At 58.0% G+C, this 21448-nt stretch carries 20 protein-coding genes; 2 read left to right on the forward strand and 18 right to left on the reverse strand.

The window, feature by feature from the left end; genetic code table 11:
* Positions 1 to 34: 34 nt before the first annotated feature.
* On the reverse strand, positions 35 to 796 hold the full coding sequence (locus ACJJIF_RS09525) for an SDR family oxidoreductase (protein WP_444931979.1): 762 nt from the start codon (positions 794 to 796) through the stop codon (positions 35 to 37).
* Positions 797 to 878: 82 nt separating this feature from the next.
* On the reverse strand, positions 879 to 1910 hold the full coding sequence (locus tag ACJJIF_RS09530; RefSeq protein ID WP_444931980.1) for a DUF481 domain-containing protein: 1032 nt from the start codon (positions 1908 to 1910) through the stop codon (positions 879 to 881).
* Positions 1911 to 2136: 226 nt separating this feature from the next.
* Between ACJJIF_RS09530 and ACJJIF_RS09535 the strand changes: the two genes are divergently transcribed.
* Positions 2137 to 2442 carry an MGMT family protein gene (locus ACJJIF_RS09535; RefSeq protein WP_444931981.1) on the forward strand — a complete coding sequence of 102 codons (306 nt, stop codon included), beginning with the start codon at positions 2137 to 2139 and terminating at the stop codon, positions 2440 to 2442.
* A gap of 14 nt (positions 2443 to 2456) precedes the next feature.
* Here ACJJIF_RS09535 and ACJJIF_RS09540 read toward each other — a convergent pair whose 3' ends face one another.
* From ACJJIF_RS09540 to ACJJIF_RS09575, 8 genes are all read right to left on the reverse strand, one after another.
* Positions 2457 to 3728, reverse strand: coding sequence for an AmpG family muropeptide MFS transporter (locus ACJJIF_RS09540; RefSeq protein WP_444931982.1), 1272 nt, complete (start codon positions 3726 to 3728; stop codon positions 2457 to 2459).
* 214 nt (positions 3729 to 3942) lie between these two features.
* Positions 3943 to 5316 carry an AmpG family muropeptide MFS transporter gene (locus ACJJIF_RS09545; protein ID WP_444931983.1) on the reverse strand — a complete coding sequence of 458 codons (1374 nt, stop codon included), beginning with the start codon at positions 5314 to 5316 and terminating at the stop codon, positions 3943 to 3945.
* 70 nt (positions 5317 to 5386) lie between these two features.
* A complete protein-coding gene (locus ACJJIF_RS09550) occupies positions 5387 to 5959 on the reverse strand; it encodes a YbhB/YbcL family Raf kinase inhibitor-like protein (protein ID WP_444931984.1) in 573 nt (190 codons plus the stop codon).
* A gap of 17 nt (positions 5960 to 5976) precedes the next feature.
* A complete protein-coding gene (locus ACJJIF_RS09555; protein ID WP_444931985.1) occupies positions 5977 to 6966 on the reverse strand; it encodes a threonine ammonia-lyase in 990 nt (329 codons plus the stop codon).
* A 102-nt stretch (positions 6967 to 7068) separates the two neighbouring features.
* On the reverse strand, positions 7069 to 8469 hold the full coding sequence (locus ACJJIF_RS09560; RefSeq protein WP_444931986.1) for an aldehyde dehydrogenase family protein: 1401 nt from the start codon (positions 8467 to 8469) through the stop codon (positions 7069 to 7071).
* A gap of 248 nt (positions 8470 to 8717) precedes the next feature.
* A complete protein-coding gene (gene ampE, locus ACJJIF_RS09565; RefSeq protein WP_444931987.1) occupies positions 8718 to 9593 on the reverse strand; it encodes a regulatory signaling modulator protein AmpE in 876 nt (291 codons plus the stop codon).
* Between the two features lie 59 nt (positions 9594 to 9652).
* On the reverse strand, positions 9653 to 10210 hold the full coding sequence (gene ampD, locus ACJJIF_RS09570) for a 1,6-anhydro-N-acetylmuramyl-L-alanine amidase AmpD (protein ID WP_444931988.1): 558 nt from the start codon (positions 10208 to 10210) through the stop codon (positions 9653 to 9655).
* Between the two features lie 186 nt (positions 10211 to 10396).
* Entirely contained in the window at positions 10397 to 12790 is a 2394-nt protein-coding gene (locus ACJJIF_RS09575; protein ID WP_444931989.1) for a DUF1631 family protein, read from the reverse strand.
* A gap of 429 nt (positions 12791 to 13219) precedes the next feature.
* Here ACJJIF_RS09575 and nadC point away from each other — a divergent pair, with 429 nt between their 5' ends.
* The gene (gene nadC / locus ACJJIF_RS09580; RefSeq protein WP_444931990.1) at positions 13220 to 14074 is read left to right on the forward strand and encodes a carboxylating nicotinate-nucleotide diphosphorylase; all 855 of its coding nucleotides are present in this window, start codon (positions 13220 to 13222) and stop codon (positions 14072 to 14074) included.
* A 30-nt stretch (positions 14075 to 14104) separates the two neighbouring features.
* On the opposite strand, the gene ACJJIF_RS09585 is transcribed toward nadC, so the two are convergent.
* From ACJJIF_RS09585 to ccoO, 8 genes are all read right to left on the reverse strand, one after another.
* Positions 14105 to 14854 carry a sulfite exporter TauE/SafE family protein gene (locus ACJJIF_RS09585; protein ID WP_444931991.1) on the reverse strand — a complete coding sequence of 250 codons (750 nt, stop codon included), beginning with the start codon at positions 14852 to 14854 and terminating at the stop codon, positions 14105 to 14107.
* Positions 14855 to 15037, reverse strand: coding sequence for a cbb3-type cytochrome oxidase assembly protein CcoS (gene ccoS, locus ACJJIF_RS09590; protein ID WP_444931992.1), 183 nt, complete (start codon positions 15035 to 15037; stop codon positions 14855 to 14857).
* Between the two features lie 32 nt (positions 15038 to 15069).
* Positions 15070 to 17502 carry a heavy metal translocating P-type ATPase gene (locus ACJJIF_RS09595; protein WP_444931993.1) on the reverse strand — a complete coding sequence of 811 codons (2433 nt, stop codon included), beginning with the start codon at positions 17500 to 17502 and terminating at the stop codon, positions 15070 to 15072.
* Positions 17499 to 18023, reverse strand: coding sequence for a FixH family protein (locus ACJJIF_RS09600; protein ID WP_444931994.1), 525 nt, complete (start codon positions 18021 to 18023; stop codon positions 17499 to 17501). The genes ACJJIF_RS09595 and ACJJIF_RS09600 overlap by 4 nt, the downstream gene beginning before the upstream one ends.
* An 85-nt stretch (positions 18024 to 18108) precedes the next feature.
* A complete protein-coding gene (gene ccoG, locus ACJJIF_RS09605) occupies positions 18109 to 19527 on the reverse strand; it encodes a cytochrome c oxidase accessory protein CcoG (protein WP_444931995.1) in 1419 nt (472 codons plus the stop codon).
* 139 nt (positions 19528 to 19666) lie between these two features.
* On the reverse strand, positions 19667 to 20575 hold the full coding sequence (ccoP, locus tag ACJJIF_RS09610; RefSeq protein WP_444931996.1) for a cytochrome-c oxidase, cbb3-type subunit III: 909 nt from the start codon (positions 20573 to 20575) through the stop codon (positions 19667 to 19669).
* On the reverse strand, positions 20575 to 20808 hold the full coding sequence (locus ACJJIF_RS09615) for a cbb3-type cytochrome oxidase subunit 3 (protein WP_444931997.1): 234 nt from the start codon (positions 20806 to 20808) through the stop codon (positions 20575 to 20577). The genes ccoP and ACJJIF_RS09615 overlap by 1 nt, the downstream gene beginning before the upstream one ends.
* An 18-nt stretch (positions 20809 to 20826) precedes the next feature.
* Complete coding sequence (gene ccoO / locus ACJJIF_RS09620) at positions 20827 to 21444, reverse strand: cytochrome-c oxidase, cbb3-type subunit II (RefSeq protein WP_444931998.1); 618 nt, start codon at positions 21442 to 21444, stop codon at positions 20827 to 20829.
* Between the last annotated feature and the right edge of the window lie 4 nt (positions 21445 to 21448).

Raw genomic sequence — 21448 nt, forward strand, 5'->3', positions numbered from 1 at the left:
TTCACCCTTTTTTACGCTTCGCTAAGCCTGTAGCTTACAGGCGCGCACCGCCATCGATATCCATCACCCGACCGGTGACAAAATCATTTTCCAGGATAAACGCAACGGTCGATGCGATCTCATCCTGCTCACCCAGTCTGCGCAAAGGCACCTGCTTGACCAGGCTCTCCAGAATCTCCGGGCGCATCTGCGCAACCATGTCGGTGCCGATAAAGCCCGGGGCAATCGCCGCAACACGCACGCCGTAGCGCGCCAGTTCGCGGGCCCAGGTTACCGTCATCGCGGCAACACCGGCTTTACTGGCGGAGTAGTTGGTCTGCCCCATATTGCCCGCACGGGACAGGCTGGAGATATTGATCACCACCCCACCCTTGTCACTTTCGGCCATAATGCCCGCAGCGGCACGGCCGCAGAGGAATACCCCGGTGAGATTCACATCAATCACCGATTGCCACTGGGCCAGGGACATACGATCGGTCACTTTGCCGTCTTTGCACTTGAGCAACATGCCATCGCGCATAATACCGGCGTTATTGATCAATACCTGGAGACCGCCAAAGTCGGCTGCGATTTTTGCAAAGCCGGAATCCACAGCCTCCTCATCGGCAACATTGATCCCGTAGCTGCGCGTCTCTGCACCGAGCTTTTCACAGGCAGCCACGCTGTCTTGCAGACTTTCTTCGTTGATATCGATCAGGGCCAGGCGCGCACCTCTCGCCGCCAGGTACTCGGCCATCGCGCGCCCCAGTCCCTGGCCCGCACCGGTAATCGCAACAATACTGTCAGCGATCTGCATATTGAACTCCTCGTCGTCGCTCGTTTTTTAGATTTATCGTTTATGACTGCTTAAGCGTACCCAATGCATGCCCGCAGGGAAACTACCATTCGTAGCCTACACCAACGGTGACTTTGCTATCTTCTTTTTCACTTTCCAGGGAGGGGGTATTGTCGTACTGCCACTCGTAGCCGATCTCCATCAGCACACCTTCCACCAGCGGTGTGCGCACCCCCAGCTTGGCATTGGCTTCGTAGTCGTTACTGTGGTCGAAAGATTGCAGGGTTTCCTGATCGAAATAAATTTCCGGACCGAGGGAAAACTTGTAGCGGTAATTTAATGCGATTCGACCAGCAACGTAGCGCTCGTCCTGATCCTCACTCAACTCTTCGTCGATAAAGTTCTCGTGCAGGCTGCTCAAGCCGCCTTCCATCGAGAAAGACGTTTTGCTGGTATCGTAAAAGAGATAACCCATACCGAGACCAAGCGTTGTGCCCAAGTCCAGATTCTGCGCCTCTTCTCGCTCCAGTTTACTGTTGGCGACAGCAAACCATTTCTCAGAAAATATCCAGCGCAAATCGTAGTTGAGCTGGATTTTTTCCAGATCGCCGTCCTCTTCACTGTCCTGGTTCTGATAAATAGAGCCTATCAGGTGGTGGAAATCCCCATGGCGAATATCCAGATTAATATTGGCATCGAGATCTTCACGCTCACGGTTACCGCTCTCGAATACGCCCCCAGCGGTAATATCACCGTGGAGCAAAACAGGACTCGTGGTAAACGCCGTGTAGGGTTCCGCCCGCTCGATTCCGGGAAAATCAATCAGCCAACCGCGCCCTTCAGCACAGTAAACTTCCCAGCGCTCCTGGCGATGACCCGCTAAGGTACAAGGTTCATCTCTACCGGCAATTTTAATATCGGTATCGATATCCATTGATACCACTTTGGATTTATCGACCTGGACTTCGCCGAAAGTCTCCGATTGCCAAGTGACCTGATCCTTTTCTACAAGAATCAGTTCCCCCTGAATGCGATCGCCATTTTCCAGGGTCAACACACCGGCCTGAACCTGCAAAGGTGCGAGAAGCAGGAGGGTGTGAGTGAGGAATTTGGGAGGTCGTATCGGTAAAACCACAGGGAAACCTTGGACATTTAAATGTAAGAATGGTGCAACTAGTCGTGCAACTACAGCAAAGCCGCATGATGCCATAACTCTGACTATGTAGCACGCGGTCTCAGTAGCAGCAGGAGTATGACCTTTTAAACTGGTAAAGTATCCATAAATAGCGAATAAAAATCCGGATTAGTGAGAGCGGAAAGCATAAAAGTGCGATCAAATACTACCGGTACTTGGAGCTTTGATGGAAAAACAAAATGCCCTGGAGAGAATCTGCCAGGCCCTCGCAGCCATTCCCGAGGGGCGGGTTGTCACCTATGGCGATCTGGCAGAAATGGCCGGCTACCCACGAGCTGCGCGACTGGCGGGTCAAACATTGCGCAAACTGCCCAAGGGCACCAAGCTCCCCTGGCACCGGGTGATCAATGCCCAGGGGCGTATTTCCCTGCCAGAACCGGGAGCCAGCCGCCAGCGGGAGAGGCTGGAAAGCGAGGGGATCACACTGCTAAAAGGGCGGGTCGATATGGGGAGATACCGCTGGAAACCGTAATCGGGCACAGAGAACTAGGCGACTTCATCTGCTCCCCAGGGCGCGACCCAAAATAGCAGGATCATTCCCGGCACCGCCAGCGCCGCACACAGCAGAAAAAAATGTGTCCAGCCCACCCCCTCCACCAGATAGCCGGTGGAGGCATTGGCAAAGGTACGCGGCAGGGAGGTCAGAGCGGTAAACAGGGCGAACTGGGTCGCAGTGTGCAATTTGCTGGTTGTGCGGGCAATAAACGCAATAAACACCGCCGTGCCCAAGCCCACCCCGAGATATTCAAAGGCAATCACTATCGCCAGCAGCCAGAGACTCGGATCGAAACCCGGTGTCCCCACCAGCTCGCCATTGACCTCCGATAAAATAATAAATCCGAAAATCGAGACCAGCTGCACCACACCAAAAATCCACAGGCACTTGTTAATCCCAATCTTGACCATCAATAAGCCGCCCAAAAAGCCGCCAATAACCGCAGGCCACAAGCCGGCATTTTTTGCCACTATGCCGATATCGGTATTGGAATAACCCATATCCAGGTAATAGGGCGTGGCCAGCGCCGTGGCCATACTGTCGCCGAGTTTGTACAGAAACATAAAAGCCAGCACCAGCAGCGCCTGCCTGACCCCGTTGCGATTAAAAAACTCGACAAAGGGCAAGGCGATAGCCTCGCGCAGGGATTTGGGCCGAGCGGCGGGGTGCTCAGGTTCAGCCACCAGCAAGGTCATAAACACGGCGATCAACATAAATGCCGCCGTGATAATAAAGACCTGATCCCAGGCCAGGTGATCCGACAGAATCAAACTGAGAGAGCCGGGAACCAGACCGGAGATCCGATAGGCATTGGCATGAAAAGAGTTGCCCAGGCCCAACTCCTGATCCGGCAAAATCTCCCGGCGGAAAGCGTCCAGGACAATATCCTGACTGGCACTAAAAAAAGCGACGGCAAAACAGAGCGCGGCTATCGTGCCGATATCAAACTCCGGCTTAAACAGCCCCAGAGCGCCAATAGAAACTATCAGCAACAGCTGCATCACCAGCATCCAGCCCCGCCGGCGCCCGAGCGCGGGAAAAGCGTAGCGCTCCATCAGCGGAGACCAGATAAATTTCCACGTATAGGGCAGCCCAAGCAGTGCAAAGATACCGATGGTGGCCAGGTCTACGCCCTCGGTACGCAGCCAGGCCGGCACCAGCTGTATCAACACAAAGAGCGGCATCCCCGAGGAGAAGCCGGTGCCGATACAAATCAGCATACGCCGATTGAGCACCGCCTCCCGGATGGTTTCGTGGGCCATAGTTTGTCGCTTTTATTCGCTGTGTATCATTTGCCGGTGATACCCGACCCAACAACTATCAGACACACAAGCAGCTATAACAGCGAGCCTAGGAGGAGTGGGTTGCACCGCTACAACCACCATAGACACAAGCCGGGCAAAGTGCCCGGTGAAGAGTTTTGATATGACATTGGATTGGGGAGCCCCAGCCAAGAGGAAAGTGCTCCCGCAAACCCTAGGTAGTGCCCGCCCCCGGCTGCACCGCCTCTCCCGGCCAGTCGCGCTGTTCGCGCCGCCAGAAATAAACCGACAGCACTATAGCGGGAATCCCCATCAGCGCGGCGTAAATAAAGAAATAGGCATACCCCTGAGCATCCACCACTATGCCGGAAAAGCCGCTGATAAATTTACCCGGCAGGGTCATCAGAGAACTAAACAGCGCGTACTGAGTCGCGGTATAGGCCCTATTGGCCAAGCTGGAGAGAAAGGCGATCAGTATCGCATTGGCTATCCCGCCGCTGATATTGTCCGCGCTGATCACCAGTGCCAGCCACGTCTTATCCGGGCCGATCACTGCGAGCTGGGCAAACAGCAGATTAGTGCAGGCGACCATTACCGAGCCCAGTACCAGCGGGCGCACAACGCCGTAACGCACCACTAAAAGCCCGCCGAGAAAGGAGCCGATAATGGTGCAAAAGAAGCCAAACAGCTTACTGATCTCAGCAATCTCTGTTTTGGTAAAACCGAGATCCAAATAGAAGGGGTTGGCCATCACCCCCATCGCGATATCACTTAAACGAAAGATACCGATAAACACCAGTAAAACGATGGCGAAACGGCCATTGCGCTGGAAAAATTCGATAAAGGGACAGGCCACGGCGCGGACAAACCACCGTTTTAGGCGGCTGTGTTCCCCCTTGCCCAGCAGGCGCTCCGCCCACTCACTCTGTAGCGCATCGGCCTCCCTGCTGACTTGGCTGTGATCCGGCTCGGCAATAATCAGGGTGGTAATCACCCCAACCCCCATCAATCCGGCCATGGCGAGATAGGCCCCAGACCAACTGAAGATATCGGCAATAAACAGGGACCCGGCGCCGGCAATCAACATGGCCACCCGATAGCCAAACACATAATTGGCGGCCATGGCGCCCTGGTACTCATTGTCCATAGCCTCAATTTTGTAGGCGTCAATCGCCACATCCTGGGAGGCCGAACAGAAAGCGACCCACAGGGCCAGCAGGGCTATCTGCATCAGGGAGAGCTGGGGGTTCACACTGGCCATTCCCACCAGGCCAAGCGCTATTCCCAATTGCGAGACCAGCATCCAGCCCCGGCGCTTGCCCAATTTATCCGTAAAGAACGGCAGGCGCAGCTGATCGACAATCGGGGCCCAGAGCACCTTGATGGAAAAGGTAATCCCCACCCAGGCAAAAAAGCCGATGGCCGTGCGGCTGACACCGTAATCCCGCAGCCAGGCGGTCAAGGTGGAAAAAACCAGCAGAAGCGGGAGGCCGGCGGAAAAGCCGAGAAAGAACATGGCGAATACACGGGGCTTCAAATAAGCGCCCAGCGCCTGCCCCCATGTCATTGGCTTCTGCGAATTGGTCAAGCGCGGCCTCCAGAGCCCGAGCCGCTGCAACAGCGATCACCGTGCAGCGGGATTAGATTGATGTATTTACTCAGTGGCCCCACACAACTTGCAGCTCTGCTTCGGCCAATTTATTGGCATTGATATTGAAGCCAACTTTAGCAGGAGAAGCATCTTCATCCAGTGGCAGGGATTCCACTTTCAGGGCATAGACACGAAAACGATAGCGGTGATCCCCGTGGCCCTTGGGCGGGCAGGCGCCGCCGTAGCCGGGACTGCCATAATCATTGCGCCCCTGCACCGCTTCCGGGATCAGGCCGTTTTTCAGGTCGCCGGCCCCCTCTGGTAAGCTGGTCGTGTCCGCCGGAATATTAAATACCACCCAGTGCCACCAGCCACTGCCGGTAGGTGCGTCGGGGTCGTAAGCGGTAACGGCAAAACTTTTAGTGCCCTCCGGCGCCCCACTCCAGCTCAACTGGGGGGACAGATTCTCACCGCCACAAGCGCCGTAAACATGGGCCATGGGCATTTTTTTCCCGGCCTGTAGTGAGCTGGATGACAGCGTCAGTTCCTCAGCAGTGGCGTTAACACCAGTCAGTGACAGGGCGGCGGCACAAATCCAACCGGCAACTCCCCGGCCGCTTTTTTTCAACCATTGACTCATATCCCAGTTTTCCTCTTCTACTTTTTTTCACTGGACAGCAGTGGCGCCACTTTATCCAGGTCCATATTTCCACCGGTCAAAACAACCACGACATTCTTATTGCGGAAGCGCGCGCTGTGCTCAATGATTGCAGCGAGGCCCACCGCCGCCGACGGCTCTACCAGCTGTTTGGTTCGCGTCCACAATAGCTGCATCGCATTGACGATACCAGCTTCGCTCACCGTCACAATATCCCGCACAGTGTGCTCAATAACGGCATAATTTTTATCCCCCAGTGTGGCGCGCAGGCCATCTGCAATCGTATCGGGCTGCTGCGTGGTGATATGAACGCCACCGCGCAGTGAGCGCTGGGCGTCATCGGCTCCGGCGGGCTCGGCGCCAATCACCAGGGTGTCGGGGGCCAGTGCCGCCACGGCCAGCCCCACACCGCCGAGCAAACCGCCGCCGCCCACCGGCACCACCATAACGTCCGGCGTAAAACCCTGTTCGCGGCTCTGCTGCAACACTTCCATCGCCACCGTGCCCTGCCCGGCAATAATGCGTTTATCGTCGTAGGGCGGAACTGGGTGCGCACCGCTCTCCAAAAGCACAGCGGCCAGCGTAGATTCGCGCTCGGCCAGACTGGGGCCCGAAGTCACCACCTTGGCACCGTAACCCTCTACCGCAGCCCGCTTGGCCTTGGGTGCAGTCTCCGGCATAACCACCGTGCAAGATAATCCCCGCTGAGCGGCGGCCCAGGCCAGGGCCGCACCGTGGTTGCCGGATGAGTGGGTTGCAACTTCCTCGATCCCCTCGGGCAGAAGCGACAGCGCATTGGCGGCGCCCCGCGCTTTAAACGCGCCCACCTTCTGCAAGTGCTCGCACTTGAACCACAGGTTGGCACCGGTCAATTCATTTAGCTGTCGAGAGCGCAGCAGCGGGGTGTGATGTATTTGTTCCGCAATATTTTGCGCGGCACTAAATACATCCTCGCTGGTAGGTATCTCGCTGTGATCCAGGGGCGCCATTCGGTGTCTCCTTTTCGGCTAGTTGGGCATAATCCAGCTGATCTGACACCGAGTATTCTACGGAGCAGGCACAGCAGAACCGTGTGCCTATTGATGCGGGGATTATTTGCTGAGCATACGCAGGAATTTCATTTTCCTGTCGCTGTAGGGTGCATATCGTATATTGATATCGAGAATATTTCTGCGCCGCATCACCGCCTTGTAGTGGCTGAAGGTGCGAAAGCCGTGCTCGCCGTGATAGGCCCCCATACCGCTGGCACCCACTCCGCCAAAAGGCAGGTCCTGGGCCAGTATAAACATCATGCAATCGTTAACGCAGGCATTGCCGGAGCTGCAACGGGATAGAATGCGGTCTGCCAATGCATCGTCCCGGGTAAATATATACAGGGCCAGGGGTTTTTCGCGCTCGTTGATAAACGTCTCCACGTTGGAGAAATCATCGAGTTCAATAATGGGTAGTATCGGACCAAAAATTTCCTCCTGCATCACCCCCGCCGAGAGGTTGACGTTGCGCATCAGAGTCGGCGCCATATAGCAGTCATCCACATCGACTTCACCGCCCGATATCACCTCCCCATCTCCCAGGTAATCCGACAGGCGGAGGGTGTGCTGGCGGTTAATAATGCGCCCATAATCGGCGGATTCTCGCGGGTGCTCACCGAACATTTCCCAGAGTACCCGCTGCAATAGGGGGGTGAGGCGATTGGCGGTTTCGCGGCTACACAGCACATAGTCCGGGGCGATACAGGTCTGCCCCGCATTGGTAAATTTACCCCAGATAATTCGCCGCGCCGCCACGGCCAAATCCGCATCGTCGGCAACGACACAGGGGCTCTTGCCGCCGAGTTCCAGGGTCACCGGGGTCAGGTGCTTGGCCGCTGCCGCCATAATGATTTTACCCACCCGGCTACCGCCGGTGTACATAATATGGTCCCAGCGCTGCTCCAGTAGCGCCGTAGTTTCTGCGACCCCGCCCTCGATACAGGCAAAGGCGTCGCTGTCGAGATAACGGGGCAGTAACTGTGCAATTAAGCGGGAGGTCGCCGGCGATAACTCCGAGGGCTTCACCACCGCGCAGTTGCCGGCGGCAATTGCCGCTACCAGCGGCGACAACAGTAATTGCAGCGGATAATTCCAGGCGCCAATAATCAGCACGACCCCCAGCGGCTCCGGCTGCACATAGCTTCTCGCCGGCTGGGCCAGCAGCGGCGATTGGACCTTGCGCGGGCGCAGCCACTTTTTCAGGGATTTCAGGCTGTGATTGATATCGCTGTAGAGAAAGGAGATTTCGGTGAGATAGCCCTCTTGGTGGGGCTTGCGCAAATCGTCGTGAAGCGCCCGCAGAAAATGTGCCTCATTATCTGCAATCATCTTGCGCAACTGGGACAGTTGCCTGCGCCGCCAGCTGATTTCCGCCGTGCTGCCACTGCGAAAATACGTCCGCAATCCCGCCACCTGTGTAGAGGTATCCCTATCATTTGCGCGGGCCAAATCTGACAACATATGCGGTTCCAATACCGAAACTTCCAAACCCGGGGTCCTCCAGTGAGTATAAGTCGTCACAGGCAGTGGCTAACTCTGCTCTAGTGCTACGGCGAAGCACCGAAGCTCGACAGATGGGCGCGCAATTTCGTCAGATAGGGGAGATAAGTCAAGATAGAAAGGAAAGAAAATATTGAAAATGACGACAGGTTCAACAATCGCCCCCGGAGTTTAATCGGGCACTCCGGGGCGATTGTACAGGCTGCCGCTCAGATAAAGAGCACCGCCAGTGCCAGAGCGGTAATCCACAGCAGCAGCGCTCTGGATAGCAGCGCCTGCAACCCCTCGATCTCCGCGCCACTTTGACGCTGTAGCTGCGACAGATCGGCGCTGCCGCTGCACTCGCTGGCATCAATACCGCCGAGGGCGCCCTCCAGGTAGGCCTCAAGCACCTGGTCGGTATCGCTCTCGCGACACATCAACACCCGGCGCCAGGCGCGGTAGCAGCCGGCGAAGTTGCCCACAATGGCAAAGCTCAGTCCCATCACCCGGACCGGCAACCACTCCAGCAACCACAGCCAGCGCGCCGCCGTTGTCTCCTCGGAGGAGTCCCGGGTATTTTCTGCGTACATAGCACTCAAGCGAAAGAGTATCGCCCCGGGAATTCCCAGCAGGATAAACCAGAACAATACGGCGAAGAGTCTCTCGAAAGCACAGTAAGCGGCACCGCGAAAAACCTGTTCATGCAGGCAGGTGCCGTCGGAGGGCGCCTCGTGTAACTCGCGCAGAATCGGCGCCGCCGCTTTGGCGGCACCGTCCAGGTCACCGCTATACCAATTGCGCAGGTAGTTCGCGATGATATCGTTAAAGTTGCCGCGACCGAGACAATAGAGCAGCAGCGGCACCCCCACCAGCAGATAACCGAGGCTGCCGGCGGTATTCTCCACCAGCGCCATCACAATCGCAGAGATCAATACCGGAACGAGAATAGTCACGCCAAGTAACAGGCCACTATTGCCATTTAAGCGGCTGGAGGTTTGCAAATGCTCACTCCAGCGCTTAAACCAGCCATCTCGGTGCAAGGGAGCCCCCGAACCCCAGATTTGCACCAGAGCAACGGCGATCAAGACAATTAGCAAAGTCATAAATATTCCGGGCTTGTTGTAAATTCCTACAGCGACCGCCACAGGGCGTTAGCGTGTTATCAGGTTATTTCTTTCAATTTATTGAAATAGTGCTCCCAGTCGAAGCCGGGGCCCGGGTCCAATTTGCGGCCCGGCGCTATATCCGAGTGACTGGCAATTCTATCCGTATTGATGGCGGGGTAGGCCCGTATGATCGCCGCACTGACCTCGGCCAGCGCCGCGTACTGGGCATCGGTATACACATCGGTATCCAGGCCCTCAAGCTCGATGCCGATGGAAAAGTCATTGCAGTTGCTGCGCCCGTTAAACTCGGACTTGCCCGCGTGCCAGGCGCGCCGGTCCAGGGGCACGTACTGAGTCACCAGGCCGTCGCGATCAATCAAAATATGCGCGGACACCTGGAGTGCGGCAATTTCGGCAAAATAGGGGTGTGCGTCGATATCCAGCTGCCCGAGGAAAAAGGCATCGATATAGGGGCCACCGTACTGTCCCGGCGGCAAGCTGATACTGTGAATCACCAGCAGATCCACCGCACAGGCTTCTGGACGACTATTACAATGGGGACTGGGAACCCGGCGTGCGTCCGTCAGCCAACCGGACTCCACTTGATATTTCAATCTGCGATCTCCGCTGCAACCTATAGACAGCCCCGGTACCTCCCGAGGCTTCAGCTGTTACCATTTTATGGAGCGTTGATCGATATGCCAATCGGATCGGGGCAGTATCGCGACACCGCTTGCAGAAAAACCGCCGGACAGGGTACCCCAAAACAGCCCCCTGTCCGATCCTTCAATCGCGATGGGCTAACGCTGCTCACTGCGTTTCTTGCGCACATTGCCAATCACCGACTGTAGTGCCCGCTCGAACAGCATACCGTCATCCAGCGGCAACAATTGTGCCGAGCGCAGGGCGTGGGCCAATTCCAAACGGGCGAATTCCGCCACCTTGGCACCGTTGCGATTGACGAAAATAAACTGGTCGATATCGCGGATTACCGCCGCCAGACGACAGCGGAACTGTTCGTCCTCGGAGCGTTTTAACTCGAACCAACTGCCCTGCGCCAGGCGGAAAGTCATCTGCCAGTGGGGATCATTTTCATCGAGGGGCGCCAGGCCGTCCTGCTCAGGTGCTGCCACTTCCGCCTCGGCAACCACTTGCTCCAGCTCTTCCATCTGCGGCACTGCCACTTCCTCCGCCGGTGCGGTTTCAGCAACTGCGGCAGGCGGTTCGGCGGAGGTCGGCTCTACCGCCGTCTCTGTAGTTACCTCGGCAACCGCCGCCACGCCAGCGGGCTCGGCGCTGCTTTCCCCTTCGACTGCGGGGGCTACTGGCACTTCGGCGACAACGGGCGCCGGCGCCGGCTCTACTGTCTGGGCCGCGCGCACTTCGCGGGCAACCTGCTCCGCCACCTCGCGCTCACGCTGCTCCGCCAACTGCTGGGCCAGGGCAAAGCGCTCGCGATAGACCTCTTTGAGACCGGAGAACAGGGTGCGCGCCTCGAATGCGTTATAGGAAAGGGCCTCAACCCCCTCGCGCAGTCGCTCCTGCAACACCGGCAGCAAACTCAATAACTGCTTGCGGGAATCCGGCATGGGCGCCTGCACACTCCACACGAGATCCCTCGCCGTGCGCACATCGCGATTCCAGGCGTCACTCTCGGTGCCCTCTTTAACGCAGGTCAAAAACAGTACATTGTTCCAGACTTTATTCAGCCAATCCTGCACCACCTGGGGGAGATCCCGCTCCGCCACCAGGGCATCCATTACTGCGGCAACCCGCGCGCGTGCGGCCTGGGTCTTGGCGCGGCCATCGGCCTCATCGACAACGCGGCGCTCCAGCATCTCGGCGCGCTTGCGCTCGCGGATAATAAATTCCCGCAGGGATTCCAGCAGCACGGCAAAGATATTGATATCCCGGTCAAACTCGTTGAGCACCCGCTCGACAATAGCCGATATCTCTTGATACAGGGGATCGGATTCGTAGTTATCCCCCGCCTGCCAACCGGTGGCGGCATCGGCCAGCTCGTTGAGCAGTTTGCGCGCCGGGTGGCCGCCTTTACTAAAAAATGACTTGTCCGCGATCGCCACTTTCAACAGCGGCAGCTGCAAGCGGCCCAGCAGAGACTTTATTTGCGTGGCGAGACTGCGATCTTCCAGGATAAAGGAGAACAGCATCTCCACCAGCTTGATCACATCGCTGTCGACTTTTGCCAGCGAGGCCGCCTGGTTGGAATCCACCAGGCGCTGCTGGAGCAGTTCGCCCACATTCAATAGCTGTACGGCACCACCGCCCTGATAGTGGCTGCCGCTTTGCAGTGCGCCCAAATGGGAGAGCAAATCCCCGGCGGGCATGGGGGTAACCCCCGTCGCAGCGGGTACCAGTCCCGGGGGAAAGTGCCCTGTCGCCGCAACGCCGCCCGGCACCGCCTGGCCGCCCACCGGAATACCGGCCTGGCCCCCCGCGCTAACGCCAGCGGGTGCGTGGGCAGAGCGCTGCCTGGCCGCGCGCTGTTGCTCGCGCAGGGAGGGCAGTACCCCCTGATCTATCAACAGCTGGTTACAGAATTCATAGAAGTCGCGCAGCTGCAACATCACCACCTGTTCGAACTTTTTCAACAGGATCAGGCGGGCGCGGATAAACAGATTCAGATCCTGGACCGCCTCGACAAAGGCATCGCAGATAGCATCGGGCCCCAGGGGATTGTTTTTTTCGTAGACCTTGACGGAGTAGAGCCTGTCGAGCCTCATACACAGGTCGGTGAGCGGCTCGGCAAAATCGCGCTTGGCATTGGCCACCATGGTATCGGCGGCAACCAGCTGCTCCAGGTCATCGTTGTGAACCAGCGACAGGTTATCGGAGGCGAAACTGCTCTCTGACTTTTCCTCCTCGCGTATATCAAAAGCGCGGGAGATATTCTTGATAAATTGCTCGGCAATATTGCGGCGCTCCACTCGCAACAGGCGCAGCGCCTGAAAGAGGCCATCCTGCTCCTCCTGCCCATGGGCCCGCTCGGCCATGGTAAACAGGGAGTCATCAACTTTGCCGAATAACGTTTTTATCCGCTCTAGCAGTTGTTCCGCCGACTTCTCTTTCAGCATAGTCACTGCGGCAGGCAGAACAGCGGGCTTACCGGATATAGAAATACTGTGCGCTCCACTTTTTTCTGATAGGGAAACTATCTTACTGGATTCACTCATTTCCAAGAGGTCCTTCGAATGCCGTTCGACGAGTAACGCTGTGGCAATAACAAAAATTAATAGGTGGAAAAGTGCTCTTGCAAACCGGATCGGGCGCCTGATATCTCCCGCTCAGCACACTGCCACCCCGTTGATATGTCGCCGCGATCATGCGCGAAATATCTGCCGAAGTTCTTGATTTCACTCAATATTTGACCGTACAGAAGACGCTTTCATACCCCCCTGAATCGCGCCTGCGCTTTGACCAAGTTCAATCTCCGACCATTCTACTCGGGATATTGGGAAAACTTACACCGTTGCACGACAGATTTGAGATGCCCGTCACAGCCATTGGTCGAGCCAGCTGCTACCCCTCAAGTGCCCCAGTTGGGCAGTCAAAACCCCGGGGGTTTTGGTAAACTGCGCCGGCGTTAATTTCGAGGTTTTCCAATGCGACCACAAGACACGGCTATTCCCAATATCACTACCGATCTGCAACGCGCAGTGCAAGCCGCCCTGGAGGAAGATATTGGCAGTGGCGATATCACCGCCCAGCTGATCCCAGCGGAGCGCACGGCCCGGGCCCGGGTAATCACCCGCGAAGATTGCACGCTGAGTGGTCGCGCCTGGGTGGAGGCGATTTTTCACGCCCTGGACCCGGAGTTAACCCTCACCTGGCACTTCGAGGACGGCGAGCGCATCGCTGCCAACGCGGTAATTTTTGAGCTGGAGGGCAACGCCCGCACCATCCTCACCGGCGAGCGCGCCGCGCTGAATTTCTTGCAGACCCTGTCCGGCACCGCCACAACTGCGGCGGAGTTCGCCGCGCGAGCTGCGGGCACCGAGGTGAAAATTCTCGACACGCGCAAAACCATTCCCGGTCTGCGCAGCGCACAGAAATACGCCGTGCTCTGCGGTGGCTGCCACAATCACCGCATCGGACTTTACGACGCCTTCCTGATCAAGGAGAACCATATCGCTGCCGCCGGCGGTATTGAGCACGCCGTTGCCCAGGCCCGCGTTATCAAGCCGGAGGCCCTGATCGAGGTCGAAGTGGAAAATATTGAGGAGCTGCAACAGGCGCTGGCGGTCAATGTCGACGTGATTATGCTCGACGAGTTTAATGACGAAGACACCCGGGCGGCCCTGGCACTGGCCAAGGGCAAGGCCAAAATTGAGATTTCCGGCAGCGTCGACCGGGATCGCATCGCGCAACTGGCCGAACTCGAAGTGGACTATATCTCTTCCGGCAGCCTGACTAAGCACCTGCGCGCTATCGACCTGTCCCTGCGGATCGATCTCTAGCGCCCAGTCACGCAGCCACCATCACTGCGCTCAGTGGTGGTGGTGATGGTGCCCCTGCTCTTCTTTGTCTTCAGCGGGGGCCTGCATCTCGCCCATCGCCCCGTGGTTGGCGTGATCGCCGTGGCCGCTGTGGCCCATTGCCCCCCACAGGGTCCAGATCCCAAACAGTAAAATTGCGGCGGCAAAACCGTAGCGCACCCCCGGCTTCTGCACTATGCCGCGCACCTGGGCGGCGGCGGCCCCGGTGGCCAGCATCGCCGGCACTGTGCCCAAACCAAATGCGAACATGGCCAGGGCGGAGCGCTCGGCACTGCCCTGGGCCAGGGCAAAAGTCAGCGCGCTGTAGACCAAACCGCAGGGCAGCCAGCCCCACAGGGAACCCAGGGCCAGGGCCTGGCCCGCAGAGCGCACCGGCAGTAGTTTCGCCGACAGTGGCTGCACGTAGCGCCACAAGTACCTGCCGCCCTTTTCAATCCAGGCCAAACCGCTCCAGATACCGCCGATATACAGCGCCATCAGAATCAACATAATCCCGGCGGCAAAGCGCAGCGGAGTCAGCACCGGCAATACTGCCGCCCCCAGAGCACCGGCCAGTGCCCCCATCAGTGCATAGCTGCCCAGGCGCCCCAGCTGGTAGGAACCCAGCTGCATCCAGGCGGTCTTCTTGCCCGGCACCGCCATGCCCAGCGCGCCGGAAATTCCCCCACACATACCGATACAGTGGCTGCTACCCAAAAAGCCGATCGCCAGCGCCGCAGCCAAAAACCCCCACTCTCCCACTTACTTCTCCCGCGTCCCTTCCGCCTCAGGTTTGTCCTGCTGCATATCATCGTCAAACAAGATACGGCGACCCTCCGTTTCCAGGTCATCGTACTGGCCGTTGTTCACGGCCCAAAAAAAGAGCTTTACCGCAAAGCCAACCAAAATCACCGCAATGGGTATCAGGAAATACAGACTTTCCATTCGTTACACCTCCTCTTTCTGCGAGCGCGGCCCTAGGCCTCGGCGGTCACAGGGGTTTCGTCCTGCGCCTGCCCACGGGACAGGCGCAGGGCGTTGAGTACTACGATCAGCGAGCTGAGGGACATACCGATCGCCGCAGCCCAGGGCGGCACCAAGCCGCAAAAGGCCAGCGGCAGGGCAATCACGTTGTAACCCAGCGCCCAGGCCAGATTCTGCCGCACAATGCTGCGGCATTTGTGCGCCAGCCCTATCGCTTTAGGCAGCACTTCGAGATCTCCGTTCAGCAAAATGGCATCGGCGCGAGACTGGGCCAAATCCGCTGCGGACATCATCGCCACGGAAGCATCGGCACCGGAGAGCACCGGCACATCATTGATGCCATCCCCGACCATCAGCACCTTATCGCCGCCCCTTTGCAGCTGCTTCATATGTTTGAGCTTGTCCTCCGGCGAGGCGCCGGCGCGGTAGTTATCGATACCGGCGCGCCCGGCCAGTCGCTCGACTTCCGCAGACTGATCGCCGCTGAGCAGCTCGACGGAGAGCCCCTGCTCTCTCAGCCCCGCAACCGCCGCCGCTGCCGAAGCGCGCAATTTATCCCCCAGGGCAATCCAGGCAATGGGCCCCCGAGCGTCGCCGAGCAACAGCCACTGCCCCTCCCCTTCAGGCGTAGGAATGGCCTCACTGGAGACAAAGCTCGCCTTGCCCAGCCGGTAACACTCCCCTTCGATCTGCCCCTCCAGGCCGGCACCAGTGTGCACTTGCAGATCGCTGGCGCTGAGATTGCCGCGCCAGGCGCGGAAGGCCCTGGCCAGGGGGTGATTGGTCTGGGATTCCAGGGCTGCGGCAACGTCCTTAACCCGCTGCTCAGTCCAGTTGGCCCGCAGCAAATCAATATGCAGGATTCTCGGCTCGCCGCGCGTCAGGGTACCGGTCTTGTCGAACAGCACCCGGCCAATACGCGGCAGTGTTTCCAGCAGATTGCCGCCGGCGACAAGAAGTCCCAGCTGCTGCAAGCGCAGCGTGGCGGAAGCCAGGGCGGCCGGCGTTGCCAGCGACAGCGCACAGGGGCAGGTCACCACTAAAACAGATAGGGACACCCAGAAAGCGCGGCTGGGATCGATTTGCCACCAGACGGCAAATGCCGCCAGCGCGGCAAACAGCACAACGCCGACAAAAATACCCGCCACCCGGTCGGCCAGAGCCACCTGGTTGGGCTTGTCCAATTGCGCCCGCTCCACCAGGCGCTCGATAGCGGACAGGCGCGTGGCCTGCCCTGCGGCGGTGATCTTGATGGTCAAGCTGGAGTCGCCGTTGACACTGCCCGCATAAACCGGACTGCCCGCAGCTTTCTGTTGCAGCGCGGATTCTCCGCTGAGCAGGGACTCGTCCACACCGCTCACGCCCTCCAGCACCTCCCCGTCGGCGGGGACTGTATCTCCCGGGCGCAACAGCACTTTATCGCCAGGGGCCAAGGCCGCCACTGGCACATGGACAAGATCGTCCCCTTGATATTTGGCCGCCGTCATCGGCAGCAACTGAGCCAGACCACCGCTGGCTAAGCCCGCCCGATGGCGGGCACGCATCTCCACCGTTCGTCCCAACAGCAGGAAGAAGGTGAACATGGAGATAGATTCGAAGTACACCTCGCCGGTGCCGAATACCGTGGCGTAAAAGCTGGCGACATAGGCCATACCAATTGCCAGGGATACCGGTACATCCATACTCAGGTGGCGGGCGCGCAGACTGCGCAGCGCCGCGCTGAAAAATGGGCGCGCGGCGTAGAACACCACTGGCGTTGCCACCAGCAGGGAAACCCAGCGGAAATAGCGCTCGAACTCGCCGACGCCCTCTTCGGCGGCTGCGCCAAAGTACAGGGCGATGGCAAACATCATCACCTGCATGGTGCCGAGCCCGGCGACCCCCAGGCGGCGCAGGGCGGCGCGGTGTTCGCTCTGGATCACACTTTCCTGATTGGCCGCTGTGGCCGGGGCGGGTCTGTAGCCGATCCGCTCCAGGGCGCCAAACAGCTCGCTGGGTTTAATCTCATCGGGATTAAAGGCGATCTGCGCGCGCTGGGTGCTGGCGTTGACAGAGACTTTCACAACCCCGCCCATTTGGCCCAGGTGTTTTTCTATCAGCCACACACAGGCCGCACAGGTAATACCGCTAATCAACAGCGAGGCAATCTTGTTGCCATTATCCCAGTCGTGGACAAACTGCTGCTGCACTTCCGGCAGATCGTATGCCGCCCAGCGATCCCGGGGCTGGGCCTCCTCCGGCCTGTCACTCTCTTTCTCGCGAAAGCGATAGAAACCGTCCAGGCCACCGGAAACGATAGCGCTGGCTACCGCTTCACAGCCGGGACAACACATTTCCCGGGCCACCCCTTCAATCACCACCGAGTGATTGCTGCCGGTGGGGACGGGGAGCCCGCAGTGATAACAGGAGGAGGAAGGCGAAGTCATTGAGTTACAGCATTCAGTGGCACGGCATCGCCGAGATCGAAGTTAATTTCACCCTTCAGGCGCCAGTCGGCGTCCTGGTGCGCATCCGGATCGAGCTCCGGCATCAGGCGCAGATACCAGCGGTCGGCCAGGCCCTCCGGCAATGTGCCCTGATAGCGCCCCACAGAGATCTGGGACAGCTCGATATGCTTGTCCAGATCGGACTCTACCGGGTGGCTCAATGTGAGCAACAGGGCTTTGGGGTAGTCGAGATTGCCGTTCAATTCCACGGTCACCCGATTCTCAGAGCGCTGGAACTGAACCAGTGCCGCCAAGCCCAGCGCTTGCGCGCGCTGATCCTGCTCGGCGCTGAAGTGATACATGCGGCTGTCTTTGTAGTAGGTATCGCTGACCTTGTCGTCAGCAAAACGCACCGCTATTGAGACTGTGATTGTCGACACCACCACCACTGTAATCAGTGGCGCCAGTACCATCCACGCCCAGGGTTCCCGATACCAGGGTTTGGGGGTTGGTTCATTCATCGCGTTACCAAAAAGTTACCGTTTTTACACAAAAGTCGAGCCCGCCTGGGCGGGCCCGTACTTTGCAACGGGATTGGCGCCCCGTCTACTGCTTTGGACCAATAAACACCGCTCGGCGCCTATCTGTCAGCTCAGGATTGTCGACTGCCTGGACAACAATCTCGATATCGTGCTTGGTGTCCTTCAGCTGATCTCTGGGCACGCCGACCCGGATAGGAACGGAGAACATCTCCCCCGGCACCAGGTAGATCGTCTTTGGTTTGCGAACGGAATAGTCGTAACCGGGCTTGCCCTCCACCTTGATGGTGAATTCGTGGGGCGCCTGATCCATATTGTTGATCTTCACCGTGTAGACGTTCTGCACCTGCCCCTGGGACTCGCGGAACATACGGCTGCCGCGATCGCGGGAGACTTCAGCCTCGATGGGGCTGCGGGTCATCACCTGCTGCGCGAACAGACCGGTCATGGCAAGCAGAATCAGGGCATAACCAAACAGGCGCGGACGCAGGAAGCGAGTCTTAGCGCCCTGCAACTCGTCCTCAGAGGTGAAGCGAATCAAGCCCTGCTCATAGCCCATCTTGTCCATCACGCTGTTACAGGCGTCGACACAGAGACCGCAGTTGATGCACTCGTACTGCATGCCGTCGCGGATATCGATATCCACCGGGCACACCTGCACGCACCAGTAGCAGTCGATACAGTCGCCCATACCTTCCGCTTTGTAATCCACGTTCTTTTTACGCGGACCCCGGGTCTCACCCCGCTTGGCATCGTAGTAGACCGCCAGCGTATCCTCGTCGTACATCACCGACTGGAAACGGGCATAGGGGCACATGTATTTACACACCTGCTCGCGCAGGAAGCCCGCGTTCATATAGGTGGCAAAAGTAAAGAAAGCAACCCAGAAAACGCCCTGCGGGTGGGCGTTAAACGTGGCCAGATCCACTACCAGATCGCGCACCCCGTAGAAATACCCCACAAAGGCCAGCGCGGTTGCCAGCGAGATCAGCAGCCAGATGGCGTGCGTACCCCCCTTGCGCAGCACCTTTTCCAGGTTCCAGGGCGCCTTGTCGAGCTTCATGCGCTTGTTGCGATCGCCTTCACAGACCCTTTCCGCCCAGATAAACATCATGGTCCAGACGGTCTGCGGACAGGTGAAGCCACACCACACCCGGCCCAGCAAGGTGGTGACCGCAAACAGCGCGAAGGCGGCAATGATCAGCAGCCAAGCTAAAAGGAAGCCATCCTGGGGCCCGAACGTGGTCCAGAAAATATGGAATTGGCGGGTGGGAAGATCAAAGAAGACCGACTGGCGCCCGTCGATATTGATCCAGGGGAGAAAGAAAAAAGCCAGCAGCAGCGGCAGGCCGGTATATTTGCGAACGCGGGTGAAAACACCCTTGATATGTCGGATGTAGACTTTGTCTTCCGACTCATACAACATGCGATAGCGAACTTCGCCATCACCTTCCTGTTCCTCACGGGTTGGAATTAAATCACTCACACAAACCTCACTCTCGCACGGGCACATCTTGTACGCGGGCCAGGTAGCCACTTATGTTGAGGCTTTTTTCTCCGTCCCTGTAGCGCCCGGAGTCCCTTGATAAAACAAGGCCCAGCAAATGCCGGGCCTCAATAGTAAATTACTGCTTTTCTTCTTCCTGCTGGGACAGGCTGTAGACATAGGCCGCTACCAAGCGGATTTTGTCTTCGCGCAGCTTGTCTTTTTGCGCGGGCATCATATTGGTACGACCGCCGCGAATAGTGTGCTGGATCTGGTCGCGGCTGCTGCCGTAGAGCCAGATATTGTCAGTCAGGTTGGGCGCACCCAGCATTTGGTTGCCCTTGGCATCCAGACCGTGACAGGCCATACACACGGTGTTGAACACCTTCTGACCCTCAGCGGCCATAGTGGTGTCGTGCTCCAGGCCATTCAGGGAGAGAACATACTCGGCAGTGTTCTTCACGCCTTCCTCACCGATCACCGGACCCTGAGCGGGCATCATGCCCTGACGACCGTTGTGCAGGGTCTCCAGGATTTTCTCCGGAGTGCCGCCGTACAGCCAGTCTTTGTCAGTCAGGTCCGGGAAGCCGAAGTTACCGCCGGCATCGGCACCGTGACACACAGAACAGTTGTTGGCGAAAATGCGCGAACCCATTTTCAGCGCTTCCGGGCTCTGTGCCATTTCATCGATCGGCATATCGACGTACTTGCCGAAAGTCTCCTTGAACTTCTCCTGGGCCTCAGCCTGGGAAGCTTCCAGAGCGCCGACAGATGACCAACCGCCAACACCTTTGAAGTTACCCAGACCCGGATAGATCACCAGGTATGCCGCAGAGAACACCAGGGTGGCGATAAACAGCATGAACCACCACTTGGGTAGCGGGTTATCGTACTCCTCGATGCCGTCGTATACGTGGCCCGTTGTTTTGTTTTCCGGTTCTGCCTGGTCGTCCACCGCCACTTTTCGGTTGGCGAACAGCACCCAGGTAATCAACGCCAGATTGGCGAGGGTGAGCACAATTACCCACACACTCCAGAATGTACTCATTACTTATCCTGCCCCTGTTTTCGATTGGCTCCGGGCTTATCCCCGGAATTGGATTCGTCCCGCTGAGCGGCCGACTTGTCCCTGTCGGCTTGTCGCTCTTCATCGGCAAACGGCAAATTGGCATCTTCCTCGAAGCGCTTCTTGCGCTTCGGAGAGAAGGCCCACCAGCAAATCGCCAGAAATGCTATAGAGCCCAGAACCAGACCGATTTCCCGCAAAGTTTCAATAGTCACGAGTTTCCTTCCTCGCTATTAGCGTTTTTGGGTAACCAGGGTACCCAGCTGCTGCAAGTAAGCCACCAGCGCATCGATCTCCATCACCTTGCCACCTTTGAAAGGCTCAGCAGCGTTGGCGATGTCCTCATCGGTGTAGGGCACACCGACAAAGCGCAGCGCTTCCATCTTACGCGCGGTGTATTCACCGGTTACCACATTGTCGAACAACCAGGGGTAAGCGGGCATGATCGACTCGGGCACAACGCTGCGCGGGTTGTACAAGTGCGCGCGCTGCCATTCGTCAGAGTAGCGTCCACCTACGCGCGCCAGGTCGGGACCGGTGCGCTTGGAGCCCCACAGGAAGGGGTGCTCGTAGATGGATTCCTGTGCCATGGAGTAGTGGCCGTAACGCTCAACTTCCGCACGCAGAGGACGAATCATCTGGGTGTGGCAAACGTGGCAGCCCTCGCGAATATAGATATCGCGGCCTTCCAGCTCCAATGCTGTCAGCGGCTTCTGCCCCGGCAGCGGCGTGTAGTTATCTTTGGTAAAGAACTGCGGAACGATCTCAACCAGAGCGCCGAAACTGATGGCGATCACGGTGAAAAAGATCATCCAGCCGATGTTTTTTTCTACGAGGTCATGATTCTTCACGATC

This window comes from Microbulbifer regidiadema (SeqCode), assembly GCF_052467605.1.